Origin of the sequence: Bradyrhizobium sp. RDI18 (assembly GCF_043203335.1) — a bacterium.
Taxonomy (GTDB): Bacteria; Pseudomonadota; Alphaproteobacteria; order Rhizobiales; family Xanthobacteraceae; genus Bradyrhizobium; species Bradyrhizobium retamae.
The window spans coordinates 5,666,899-5,679,003 of the sequence record NZ_JBICRN010000008.1; the positions used below are offsets into that span (position 1 = coordinate 5,666,899).

A 12,105-nucleotide genomic window follows, 5' to 3' on the forward strand; every position below is an offset into this window, starting at 1 on the left:
TTGCGGAGGTCGTCATGACGGCCCAGCCTCTTCTCGACGTCCACGACCTCACCGTCGAATTCACCACCCGGCGCGGCATCGTCAAGGCGGTGCAGCATGTCAATATTTCCGTCGCGAAGGGCGAAACGCTCGGCATCGTCGGCGAATCCGGCTCCGGCAAGTCGGTGACATCATATGCCGTGATGCGGATCCTCGACCGCGCCGGCCGGATCGCCGAGGGCTCGGTGATGTTTTCCGGCATTGACGTCAAGGCGGCGAGCGAGAACGAGATGCGCGATCTGCGCGGCCGTGAAATCTCGATGATTTTCCAGAACCCGCGCGCCGCGCTGAACCCGATCCGCAAGGTCGGCGACCAGATCGAGGACGTGCTGCGCCAGCACGTGCAGAGCGCAGCCAGCGATCGCGGCGAGAAGGCGATCGAGGCGCTGGAGCAGGTCAAGATTGCCCGCCCGCGCGAGCGCTATCATGCCTATCCGTTCGAACTTTCGGGCGGCATGTGCCAGCGCGTCGTGATCGCGCTGGCGCTGGCCTGCAATCCGCAGCTTTTGATTGCGGACGAGCCGACGACGGGACTCGACGTCACCACGCAGAAGGCGGTGATGGATCTGATCGTGGAGCTGACAAAGCGCCGGCACATGTCGACGATCCTGATCACGCACGATCTAGGCCTCGCCGCCGCCTACTGCGACCGCGTGGTGGTGATGGAGAAGGGCCGCGTGGTGGAGACCGCGAACTCGGCAGATATTTTTGCAAAGCCCGAGCACGCCTACACCAAGAAGCTGATGCGCGCGACGCCGCGGCTCGGCGTGTCGTTGCGGGATCTGCTTCCCGAAGACGAGGCGGTGGTCTCTGCCTCTCCCCGCACGCGGGGAGAGCATAGGCTGCCTTCGGCGGCCGTTCTTGAAGAACGCCGAGGCGAAGCCTCGGCTATGGCGCGAAGCGCGGCGGGTGAGGAGGACTCTCCGCAGACTGCGCTCGCTGAAACAGCCCCTCACCCCGCGAAGGGCGGGGAGAGGGAGCAGCCTCTCCTCCTCGTCGAAAAGCTGGTCAAGGAATACCCGCGCCAGGGCGCCACTGCCGTGCTCGGCAAGTTGTTCTCCCGCAAGCCGCCGGTGGAGGCGGAAGTCTTCCGCGCCGTTGACGGCATCAGCTTCACCGTCGGCCACGGCGAGAGCGTCGGCCTCGTCGGCGAATCCGGCTGCGGCAAATCGACGACGTCGATGATGGTGATGCGGCTATTGGATCAGACCTCCGGGCGCATCGCCTTCGATGGCGAGGAGATCGGCGCCATCCTGCCGCAGGCCTTTGCGCGGTTGCCGCTACGCAAGAGCATCCAGATGGTGTTCCAGGATCCGACCGACAGCCTCAATCCGCGCTTCACCGCGGCACGCGCCATTGCCGATCCGCTTCTGCAGCTCGGCGACATCAGGGGGCGCGACGCGCTGCGCGCCCGCTGCGAGAAGCTCGCCGGTCTGGTCGGCCTGCCCGTAGATCTGCTCGATCGTTTCCCGCATCAACTGTCCGGCGGCCAAAAAGCCCGCGTCGGCATCGCCCGCGCAATCGCGCTGCATCCCAAACTGGTGATCCTCGACGAGCCAACCGCGGCGCTCGACGTCTCCGTGCAGGCCGTGGTGCTCAATCTGCTGCAGGATCTGAAAGCGTCGATGGGCATGAGCTATTTGTTCGTGTCGCATGATCTGAATGTGGTGCGTCTGCTCTGCGATCGTGTCATCGTGATGCGCGCGGGGCGAATCGTCGAGCAGGGTCCATCCGAACGCGTGCTCGGCGATCCGCAGGACGCGTATACCAAGGAATTGCTGACGGCGATCCCGCATCCGCCGTTGCCGGTTCACTAGAAACTCGAATGGAAGCGAAATGGCCGCCGATCCCCTGGACAATTACATCGATGCCGTCGCCAAGGCGCTGGCGCTGCCGGTCGAGGAAGCCTGGCGTCCCGCAGTGCGGGCCAATCTCGAAGTGTCGCTGAGGCTGGCGCGGCTGGTCGATGAATTCCCGCTGCCGGACGAGACCGAGCCGGCCAGCGTCTACACAGCGTGATAAGGCCATGACGGTGAACAGTGACGGACTATCGGCCCAACAAATCGCGCAGGCCGTCGCAGGCGGCAAGCTATCCGCGCTCGACGCGACCGAAGCCGCACTGGCGCGAATCGCTAAGTATGATTCCGTGCTGAACTCGTTTACCGACATCACCGCCGATCGCGCGCGCGCGAAAGCCCGCACGATCGATGCCGCCATCGCCGCCGGCCAGAACGCCGGCCCGCTCGCCGGCGTTCCGTTCGCGGTCAAAAACCTGTTCGACGTAAAAGGTCTCGCCACCCGCGCCGGATCGAAGATCAACCGCGATCTCGCTCCGTCACCGCGCGATGCCACGCTGATCGAGCGCATGGAAGCGGCCGGTGCCGTGCTGGTCGGCGCGCTCAACATGGGCGAATACGCCTATGACTTCACCGGCGAGAATGTGCATGACGGCCCGTCGCGCAATCCGCACGATCCGACGCGGATGACCGGCGGCTCCTCCGGCGGCTCTGGCAGTGCGGTGGGCGGCGCTCTTGTCCCGATCGCCCTGGGATCCGATACCAACGGATCGATCCGCGTGCCCTCATCGTTCTGTGGCATCTTCGGCCTGAAGCCGACCTATGGCCGGCTGTCGCGCGCCCGCTCGTTTCCCTTTGTCGCAAGCCTCGATCATCTGGGTCCCTTGGCGCGTAATGTCGGCGATCTCGCGTTGGCCTATGACGCCATGCAGGGTCCCGATGCCGACGACGCCGCCTGCACGACACGGCCGGTCGAACCGGTTGCGCCGCTGTTGGCGAAAGGCGTCGACGGCCTGCGGGTCGCGGTGGCCGGCGGGTATTTTCAGAAGAACGTCATTCCGGAAGCGGTCGAGGCCGTGGCGCGCATCGCCAGGGCGTTGAACGCGACCAAGACGGTCGAAGTTCCCGAGGCCGCGCGCGCCCGCGCCGCGGCTTATGTGATCACCACGACCGAAGGCGCGTCGCTGCATCTCGATCGCCTGCGCCAGCGTCCGAACGACTTCGATCCCGCGGTGCGAGACCGCCTGATTGCGGGCGCGATGGTCCCGGCGCCGCTGGTCGACCGCGCGCAGAAATTCCGCCGCTGGTATCGGGCAAGGGTATTGGAGCTGTTCCAATCGGTGGACGCAATCATCGCACCGGCGACGCCCTGCATTGCGCCCAAGCTCGGCCAGGCAACCTTTACGCTCGACGGCGTCGAACTGCCGGTGCGCGCCAATATCGGCATCCACACCCAGCCGATTTCGTTCATCGGCCTTCCGGTGGTGGCGGTACCGGTGCCGCTGGAGCCGATGCCGATCGGCGTGCAGATCATCGCCGCGCCGTGGCGGGAAGATATCGCCTTGCGGGTTGCGCATGCGCTGGAGCGGATGGGCGCCGCCGCGGCACCTGCGCCGAGAGGATCGTGAGCATGGAGATCGATCTTCCCGACGCGCTCGCCGAAGTCGCCGCGCAGTTCGAACGCTACGAAAAGGCGCTGGTGTCGAACGACGTCGCGGTGCTCGACGAACTGTTCCGCAACGATCCTCGCACGCTGCGCTATGGCATCGGCGAAAATCTCTACGGCTACGACGCCATCATGGCGTTCCGCGCCGCGCGCTCGCCGGTCGGGCTGATGCGGCGGACCGACAAGACGGTGATCACGACCTATGGCCGCGATACCGCGGTCGCCTCGACGCTGTTCTATCGCGACGGCGCACCCGGAAAGGTCGGGCGGCAGATGCAAACCTGGATACGGTTTCCCGAAGGTTGGAAGATCGTCGCGGCTCATGTCAGCATCATCGACGAGCCCGAATCTTCTGAGCAAATGGATCAAAAGGCATGAGTCTGGAAGATCTGCCGGAAGCCACGGTTCGCCGCGTCGATCGCCCTTCGTCGCAGCGGGACAAGGTCACGCGCGCCGAAGAACTGCGGCTGCAGCTCGCCGATGAGATCGTGCGCGGCGTGCTGCCGCCGGGTTCCGCGCTCGACGAGACCGATATCGCCCGGCGCTTTGCCGTGTCGCGCACGCCGGTGCGCGAGGCGCTGCGACAGCTCGTGGCGAGCGGCCTGGTGGAGGCGCGAGCCCATCGCGGCGCGGTGGTGGCGCGGCCCTCGCTGGACCGGCTGACCGAAATGTTCGAGGCGATGGCGGAGCTGGAAGCGTTGTGCGCGGGGCTCGCGGCCGAACGGATGCCGCCAGGGGACCGTCAGAAGCTGGAGGCGATCCATGAAGAATTGCGGGTGCTGAGCCATGCCGGCAATCCGGAGCGCTTTCACGCGGTCAACGAGCGTTTCCACAACGCGATCTATGCCGGTTCGCAGAACAGCTACATCGCCGAGATGACGCTGGCGACGAGGGTGCGCGTGCAGCCATTCCGCCGCGCCCAATTCCGCAATCTCGGGCGGCTGGCAAAATCGCACGCCGAGCACGACCGCGTCGTGGTCGCGATCATGCGCGGCGACAAGGCGGGCGCGGCGGCCGCGATGCGCGCACATATCGAACTGGTGCGCGGGGAGTACGAAATTTACGCGGTGTCGGTGTAAGGATTCTCTCGGTATGCGTTCCCCGGACGCAGCGCAGCACGCAGTGTTGCGCTGCTGAGCCGGGGTCCATCTCTCCGAATACGCTTAGGTCCCGGCTCTGCGGCGCAGCGTTGCACGCCGCACCGCGTCCGGGACACGAGGGCTACACCGCCGCCTTCTCCGCCATGAATGCGCGCCAGCCGCCATAGGCTGAAATATCGCGCGCGCCGTTGATGGCTGCGGGCTCGACCAGAAACCCCTTTACGCCTCTTCCGTCGGCGAGCCGTATCGTGCCGATGCCGAGCGGCGGCGGGATCGCTGCGACGAATTTGCCGAAGGCTGTCGCCGACAGCGCCCAAAGCTCGAGCTTGATCGAACTGCCTGCGCCTTGCTCCACGCGCAGCATGCCGGGTTTCGGCGGCACCGTGTCGAGCGCGTAGAGCTTGTAGTCCGGCGCGGTCGCGGTCGCCTCGATCAGGCGGGCACCGAGCACCTGCAACTCACCATTGAGCGCCATGCCGGAAAGATGCGCGCCGACCACTGCGAGGATGATTTCATCGCCACTCGCGGCTGCCGGCAACGAAGCGAGCGGCGGCGGCATCAGCCCCTTGGCTCCCATCTCCAGTTGGGTATCGGCATGAAACACCCGCCCGATGCTGGCGAGCTGCGCGTCGCGTCCCGCGGGCGCCAATAGCGTGATGCCGAACGGAATGCCGTCCGCGCGCATCGCGGCCGGCAGCGCGAGGCCGCAGAGGTCGAGCAGGTTGACGAAATTGGTGTAAGTGCCAAGCCGGCTGTTGAGCTCGATCGGATTGGCCAGCACCTGCGCGGTCGAATAGGCGGTCGGCGCCGTCGGCAGCACCATCGCGTCGAAATGGGCAAAGCTGCGCTCGGCTGTGCGCCGCAGCGCCTGCAGCCGATAGAGTGAGGCAAAGGTGTCAGCGGCGGTCAGCCGCGCGCCGGCGGCGGTGATTTCGCGGGTCACCGGATGAATCGAATCCGGCGAGGATGCCAGGAGGTCGCGGATGACAAGGTATCGCTCGGCGACCCACGGGCCTTCGTAAAGCAGCCGCGCGGTCTCATAAAAGGGTTCGAGGTCGAATTCGACCAGCGTGGCGCCGAGCGCCGTCCAGCGCTTGAGCGCCTCGCCATAGGCTTTCTCGGAAGCCGCGTCGCCGAAGAAGATCAATTGACCATTGCGCGGCACGCCGAGCCGGAGTTTTTCGGGAAATGTCGACATCGGTCCCAGCGGCCGGTCGCGCGAAAACGGATCGGCACTGTCGGCGCCCGCCATCGCCGCAAGCGCGGTCATTGCGTCGTCGACGGTGAGCGAGAACACCGAAATGCAGTCCAGCGTGCGGCAGGCCGGGACCAGCCCGGCGTTGGAGATCAGCCCGAGGCTCGGCTTGAGTCCTACGATGTTGTTGAGCATCGCCGGCACGCGGCCCGAACCCGCGGTGTCGGTGCCGAGCGCCAGCGGCACCAGGCCGGCGGAAACCGCCACCGCCGATCCCGAACTCGATCCGCCCGGCACGAGATCGGCGCGGATCGGATTGACGGGAATGCCATAGGGCGAGCGGACGCCGACCAGGCCGGTCGCGAACTGGTCGAGATTGGTCTTGCCGATGATGATGGCGCCGGCCGCCCGCAGCTTTGCGACCGCCGTCGAGTCCTTCGCGGGGAAAAAGGAAAAGGCCGGGCAGGCGGCCGTGGTCGCTAAGCCCAGCGCGTCGATGTTGTCCTTCACTGCAACCGGGACGCCGAGCAGCGGAAGCAATGCCGCATCTTGCGAGGCCAGCGCTTCGGCCTCCGCCACCGCATCCTTCTCGTCCCGCAGGCTGACGAACACGGCGGGATCATTATGGTCGCGGATGCGCTGATAGCTGCGGGCGACGGTTTGCGCCGGGGTGATCGCGCCGGCGCGGTGCGCGGCGACGATGGCGGCTACGGTTTCAGGCGCGTCGGACCCCATGGCAGCAAAACTCCAGCGAGCAAAGGTTACCCGGACTAAAGGTTACCCGGACTGAAGCAAGCGATGTGCCATTGTGTACAATCGCTTGGTCGAGCCAACGCACAAATATAGATTTGCAATTTCATGTGCTTACGGGACGACTGGCGCATGCCATGAGCGCCGGCAGTTACCGGATGCCGCCTGAAATTTAGGCGACGCAGCCCAAGGCGCGGCGCCGGCCGCGATCAGGTGAAGTCCGAAAGTATCTGCAGCAGTTTCTCCCGGTTCTCCTTGCCGATCTTCTCGGCCACATGGCGCTCATGTTCGGCGGCAAGCCGCTTGAACTGCGCCAGCGCCGTCCGGCCGCGCGCGGTCAGGTGCAGCGCGTGGGAGCGCCGGTCGGCGGCGGATTTGACGCGGCTGACGAGATCGCGCTGTTCAAGACTATCCAGGAGGTGCACCAACCGGGCGCGCTCGATGCCGAGCCGTTTCGCAACAGCCATCTGGCTCAACCCCGGGTTAGCGCCGATCACCGTCATCACGGAATACTGCGTGGGGCGGATATCGACAGCGCCGAGCGTGCGAATGAAATCCTGGAAAACCCAGATCTGAAAGCGCCGTACCGCATAGCCGGCGTGGCCTGCCAGCGCGTCGAGGCCGATTTCGCCGTTTATCAGATCGCCGTGCGCGTTGCCGCTTTCGCTTCGCGTGCGGCCGGGGACCGGCCGAACATCAGCGCGTGATTTGGCAATTCTGGGTGCCTGACTGTTCCTCGCCATCGCTCCCTTCTAGCGCTTCGCTTGGCGAAGGGGAAGATTGTTGTTGACGACAACAATTGTTGTGCTCAACATTGACGTCAAGCCAGCCCTTTCGAGGTGGCAGGAGGAAGCCCATGACCATCGCCGCCATCAGCGGTGCCGATTCCCAAAATCTATTCGCGACGCCCGCGATCGTTGCCGATCGCCGGACCGATGGCAGTATCTTGGTGAGGTCGATCACGCCGCTGCGGCCGAGTGCGCGCTGCGTTGGCGACTGGCTGGAGCATTGGGCGCGGCAGGCGCCGGACCGAATCTTTCTCGCCGATCGCGCCAGCGTTGATACGCCGTGGAACACTGTCACCTACAAGGATGCGTTGAAGCAGGTGCACTCGGCCGCCGCCTGGATTCTGGCGCAAGGCTTGAGCGCCGAGCGTCCGCTGGTGATCCTGTCCGACAACAGCGTCGAGCACGCGCTGTTCGCGCTCGCCGCCCAGCATGTCGGCGTGCCATCGGCCGCGATCTCGCCGGCCTATTCGCTGATGTCCAAGGATTTCGACAAGCTCAAGAGCATGGTCACGCAGCTCGGACCGGGCGCCATCTATGTTTCTGGCACAAAGCCGTTTGCCGCGGCGCTGGCGGCGATCAAGCCGCTGCATTCGGCCACCGTCGTCAGCGGCAGTGCGGGTGATGACAGCGCGATCTCCTTCCGCGCCGTCGCTTCAGCGCCGGAAACGCTTGATGTCGAAAAGGCCTTTGCCGCGATTACGCCGGATACCATCGCAAAATTCCTGTTCACCTCGGGCTCGACCGGCACGCCGAAGGCCGTGATCAATACCCAGCGCATGCTGACCTCGAGCCAGCAGGCCAAGGCGCAGACCTGGACGTTCCTCGGAGATATCGGCGAGGATCTCGTGATCCTCGACTGGCTGCCCTGGAGCCACACCTTCGGCGCCAACCACAATTTCAATCTGGTGCTGCGCAACGGCGGCACGCTCTATGTCGACGGCGGCAAGCCGGCGCCGGGGCTGTTCGCGACCTCGCTCGCCAATCTGCGCAGCGTGATGCCATCAGTCTATTTCAACGTGCCGCGCGGCTTTGACATGCTGATCGCGGCACTGCGCGGCGACGACGAGTTGCGCAAAAAGTTCTTCAGCGAGGTGAAGTTCGCCTTCTACGCCGGCGCAGCATTGCCGCAGAATCTCTGGGATGCGTTGGAAGAACTCTCGATCAAGACGGTGGGGCGTGCGCTGCCGATGGTGTCGGCCTGGGGCTCGACTGAAACCTCGCCGCTCGCCACCGATTGCCATTTCCAGGCGAAACGTTCCGGCAATATCGGCGTGCCGATCCCAGGCACCGAACTGAAGCTGGTGCCATCAGGCGACAAGCTCGAGGTGCGGGTGCGCGGTCCGAATGTTACGCCCGGTTACTGGAAGGCGCCGGAATTGACCGCGCAGGCGTTCGACGAAGAGGGTTTTTATCTCATCGGCGACGCCGTGACCTTTGCCGATCCGGCGCGTCCTGAACTCGGGCTGTTCTTCGACGGCCGCGTCGCCGAGGACTTCAAGCTCAATTCGGGTACCTGGGTCAGCGTCGGCACCTTGCGCGTGGCAGGGATCGCTGCGCTCGCCCCGCTGGCGCAGGATATCGTTGTGACCGGCCATGGCGGCGACGAGGTTCGCTTCCTGGTATTTCCGAATATCGCGGCCTGCCGTGCACATGCCGGCCTGCCAGACAGCGCCGACGTGAAAGATATGATTGGCCACGACAAGGTTCGCGCCGCGATCGCGCAGGGCCTTGCGAACCTAAAGGCGCAAAGCGGCAACTCGTCCGGTCACGCAACGCGCGCGCTGCTGCTGGCCGAACCCGCGTCCGTCGACGGCGGCGAGATCACCGACAAGGGCTATATCAACCAGCGTGCTGTGCTGACGCGGCGCGCGAGCGCAGTGGCAACGCTGGACGACGATTCATCGACCGAATGGATCGGCTGCGCCGGCTGAAACGCCAGAGCGCTTTTCAAGCGAAAGCCTGCCCCGGACTTGATCCGGGGTGGACACCGGTTCGCGTCAAGAAAACGCGTCAAAACAAAAATCTAGAGCCCGGTTCTGATTGAATCAGAACCGAAAAGGCTCTAGGCGCGTCGGGACGCCGTCTGCTTGTGCGCCTCGACCAGCCTCACCAGCATCTGGAGAAATGCCGTCTGCTCGCTCTTGCTGAGCGCGGAAAGCGTCTGGGCATTAAAGCTCTCGCCAAGCCGGCTGGCCTCGTCAGCGCGCCTCTCGCCCACGACGCTGAGGCTGAGCTCGACCGCGCGCTTGTCCCGCGCGGATCGCTTCCGCTTCAAGACGCCGGTTTCCTCCATCCGTGACAGGATTTTCACGAGGTTGGGGAGCTGCATCTTCAACACGGCGGCGAGTTCGCTCTGCGTCACCGTCTTGTTGTCCCGCACCGTCACCAGGATGGCGTATTCGAGCGGTGAAAGGTTTAGGGACTCGAAATACGGATAGAACGCCTCGAAGTTCTCCAACTGCAGGATCCGGATCATGAATCCCGGGGTCTGCTGCAGCGCGGTGAGATCGAGTTTTCGCGCCGAGTCCGGCTCGGCCGGTCTGGCTGCTCCGTTGTCCTTGCGCGTCGAAATTTTTCCGATTCTTTCCATGGCAAAAGCTCGCACGGCATCACCTGAATTGACAATCCTCAAAATGCTTATAAGTTATAAGTAATTTCGAAGTGGTCGCGAAGGCCGCCTTTTTCATGCAGGAGGGAACGCATGCGACAGCTTTTTCGCACAGGAATGCTCGTGGGCGCGCTCGGCGGAATATTCGCTGGCGCTCCCCAAGACCAAGACCAAGCCCAAGCCCAGGCCCAGGACCGCGTCCGGATCGGCGTGCTCAACGACCAATCGGGCGTGTTCTCGACCTACCAGGGCATCGGCTCGGTCATATCAGCGCAAATGGCGGTGGAGGATTATGGCGGCAAGGCGGCCGGCAAGCCAGTCGACGTGATCACGGCCGATCACCAGAACAAGACCGACGTCGGCGTCGGTATCGCGCGGCGCTGGTACGATACCGAAAGCATCGACGCCATCTTCGACCTGCCGAACTCGGCGATTGCGCTCGCGGTTGCCAATATGAGCGAGCAGAAGAACAAGGTCTTCATCGGCTCGGGCGCCGGCACCGCGCTGCTCACCGGCGAGAAATGCACGCCGAATACCGTGCACTGGACCTACGATACCTACGCCTATGGCCGCGGCCTTGGCAAAGCCGTGGTAGCCCAAGGCGGCAAGAAATGGTTCTTTCTGACCGCCGATTACGCCTTCGGCCACGACCTGGAGAAACAGGCGATGGAAGGCGTCAAGGCCTCCGGCGGCGAAGTGCTCGGCGCCGTGCGCCATCCGCTCGGCACAGCCGACTATGCTTCCTTCTTGCTGCAGGCGCAGGCCTCGGGTGCCGACATCGTCGGCGTGGCGAATGCCGGTGACGACACCATCACCTCGATCAAGCAGGCGGCGGAGTTCGGGCTGACGCAAAAGCAGAAGTTGGTCGGGTTGATCCTCGGCATGAACGGAATTCCTGCGCTCGGCCTGAAGGCAGCCCAGGGCGCGCAGATCATGAATCCGTTCTATTGGGATTTGAACGACGGCACGCGCGCTTTTGCAAAACGGTTCGCCGAACGCCATCCGCAAAAGAACTATCCGAACGACATGCAGGCCGGCGTCTATGCATCGGTGCTGCATTATCTGAAGGCCGTCGACAAGATCGGCGGCACCGCCGACGGCAAGGCCGTGGTGTCGGCGATGAAGGCGATGCCGACCGACGATCCGCTGTTCGGCAAGGGAACCATCCGCTCAGACGGGCGCAAGATTCATCCGCTGTTTCTGCTCGAGGTGAAGAAGCCTGACGAATCCACGTCGAAATGGGATCTGTTGAAGGTCGTCGCTACGATCCCGGGCGATCAGGCGTTTCGTCCCGAAAGCGACGGCAACTGCCCGCTGGTCAAGAGATGAACTGCTGACTGGCTGCGGCCGGCAGCAACCGGCCGCAGCCGAAAATCGATCTTCGAACCTTGTCATATATGTTGCCAAGGCAACCAATTTATGAGAGCGTGTTTTCAGAAATGCGGCCGATCGCAGAGCACGGAGAGTGCCGGGCCGCACAGGGAGAAACGGATGTTCGGGCGTGTCGGATCGTCACGACGCAATGCGATGTCGCGTGCGCAGCGTGGTCGCCGCGGCGCAGCCAATAGGCGCCGCTCAACTCCGCGTATCGACCTCGCCCGCACCTTTCACGGCATCGAGATTGCCGTGCACCCGCAGCAGCAGCGCGATCAGGGTCTCCCGCTCCGGCTTGCTCAGGCAGGAGAGCAGGCGGCGCTCGCGTTCGAGCGCGACCGCGATGACCTGATCATGGGTGGCGTAGCCCTTCGGGGTCAGCGAGATCGAATGGGTGCGACCGTCCTCGCGGTCGGCCCTGATGCTGACCAGCCCGCGTTCTTCCATGCCGGCCAGCGTCCGGCTCACGGGTCCCTTGTCGAAGCCGATCACGTGGCAGATACGCGCCGCCGAAATTTCCGGCTCGATCGCGAGCAGCGACAATATCCGCCATTCCGTGACGTTGACCCCAAAGCGCTTCTGATAGACCACGGTCGCGCTGCGCGACAATTTGTTGGCGATGAAGGTGATGAGGGCCGGAACGTAACGGTCGAGGTCGAGCACCTGCTCGGCCCGTCCGCTCCTGCCTGCCGCGCCCGCACGGGGGGCGCGCGCCTGTCTGTTCCTGCTCATGCTTTTCCGACGCTGCTCCAGCGTTCCAGACATAGAGACAGCGCCCACCGCTCTGCA

General features: G+C 64.4%; 11 protein-coding genes. 7 read left to right on the forward strand and 4 right to left on the reverse strand.

Annotated elements, in window-relative coordinates; genetic code table 11:
- The first annotated feature begins 14 nt into the window (after positions 1 to 14).
- The 5 genes from ACFXS9_RS36415 to ACFXS9_RS36435 are packed head-to-tail and all read left to right on the forward strand — an operon-like array spanning position 15 to position 4,580.
- Positions 15 to 1,856: a dipeptide ABC transporter ATP-binding protein gene (locus ACFXS9_RS36415; protein WP_392697840.1), complete on the forward strand. Its 1,842-nt coding sequence runs from the start codon at positions 15 to 17 to the stop codon at positions 1,854 to 1,856.
- A 19-nt stretch (positions 1,857 to 1,875) separates the two neighbouring features.
- A complete protein-coding gene (locus tag ACFXS9_RS36420) occupies positions 1,876 to 2,058 on the forward strand; it encodes a DUF4089 domain-containing protein (protein ID WP_057841254.1) in 183 nt (60 codons plus the stop codon).
- Between the two features lie 7 nt (positions 2,059 to 2,065).
- Entirely contained in the window at positions 2,066 to 3,463 is a 1,398-nt protein-coding gene (locus ACFXS9_RS36425; RefSeq protein ID WP_392697843.1) for an AtzE family amidohydrolase, read from the forward strand.
- Positions 3,464 to 3,465: 2 nt separating this feature from the next.
- Entirely contained in the window at positions 3,466 to 3,879 is a 414-nt protein-coding gene (hpxZ, locus tag ACFXS9_RS36430) for an oxalurate catabolism protein HpxZ (RefSeq protein WP_392697846.1), read from the forward strand.
- Positions 3,876 to 4,580, forward strand: a complete 705-nt coding sequence (locus ACFXS9_RS36435; protein ID WP_392697849.1) for a GntR family transcriptional regulator — start codon at positions 3,876 to 3,878, stop codon at positions 4,578 to 4,580. The genes hpxZ and ACFXS9_RS36435 overlap by 4 nt, the downstream gene beginning before the upstream one ends.
- Positions 4,581 to 4,722: 142 nt before the next feature.
- Here the strand turns inward: ACFXS9_RS36435 and atzF are convergent, their stop codons facing one another.
- Together atzF and ACFXS9_RS36445 are read right to left on the reverse strand one after the other, a co-directional pair.
- Positions 4,723 to 6,531 (reverse strand): allophanate hydrolase, encoded by a 1,809-nt coding sequence (atzF, locus tag ACFXS9_RS36440; RefSeq protein ID WP_392697852.1) that lies wholly within the window; start codon positions 6,529 to 6,531, stop codon positions 4,723 to 4,725.
- A gap of 224 nt (positions 6,532 to 6,755) precedes the next feature.
- On the reverse strand, positions 6,756 to 7,289 hold the full coding sequence (locus ACFXS9_RS36445) for a MarR family winged helix-turn-helix transcriptional regulator (protein WP_392697855.1): 534 nt from the start codon (positions 7,287 to 7,289) through the stop codon (positions 6,756 to 6,758).
- Between the two features lie 113 nt (positions 7,290 to 7,402).
- On the opposite strand from ACFXS9_RS36445, the gene ACFXS9_RS36450 reads away from it, so the two are divergent.
- On the forward strand, positions 7,403 to 9,265 hold the full coding sequence (locus tag ACFXS9_RS36450) for a feruloyl-CoA synthase (RefSeq protein ID WP_392697858.1): 1,863 nt from the start codon (positions 7,403 to 7,405) through the stop codon (positions 9,263 to 9,265).
- A 131-nt stretch (positions 9,266 to 9,396) separates the two neighbouring features.
- Here the strand turns inward: ACFXS9_RS36450 and ACFXS9_RS36455 are convergent, their stop codons facing one another.
- Positions 9,397 to 9,924 (reverse strand): MarR family winged helix-turn-helix transcriptional regulator, encoded by a 528-nt coding sequence (locus ACFXS9_RS36455; RefSeq protein WP_392697861.1) that lies wholly within the window; start codon positions 9,922 to 9,924, stop codon positions 9,397 to 9,399.
- Between the two features lie 111 nt (positions 9,925 to 10,035).
- Here ACFXS9_RS36455 and ACFXS9_RS36460 point away from each other — a divergent pair, with 111 nt between their 5' ends.
- Positions 10,036 to 11,271, forward strand: coding sequence for an ABC transporter substrate-binding protein (locus ACFXS9_RS36460; RefSeq protein WP_392697864.1), 1,236 nt, complete (start codon positions 10,036 to 10,038; stop codon positions 11,269 to 11,271).
- A 246-nt stretch (positions 11,272 to 11,517) separates the two neighbouring features.
- Here ACFXS9_RS36460 and ACFXS9_RS36465 read toward each other — a convergent pair whose 3' ends face one another.
- The gene (locus tag ACFXS9_RS36465) at positions 11,518 to 12,048 is read right to left on the reverse strand and encodes a MarR family winged helix-turn-helix transcriptional regulator (RefSeq protein ID WP_392697867.1); all 531 of its coding nucleotides are present in this window, start codon (positions 12,046 to 12,048) and stop codon (positions 11,518 to 11,520) included.
- Positions 12,049 to 12,105 lie beyond the last annotated feature (57 nt).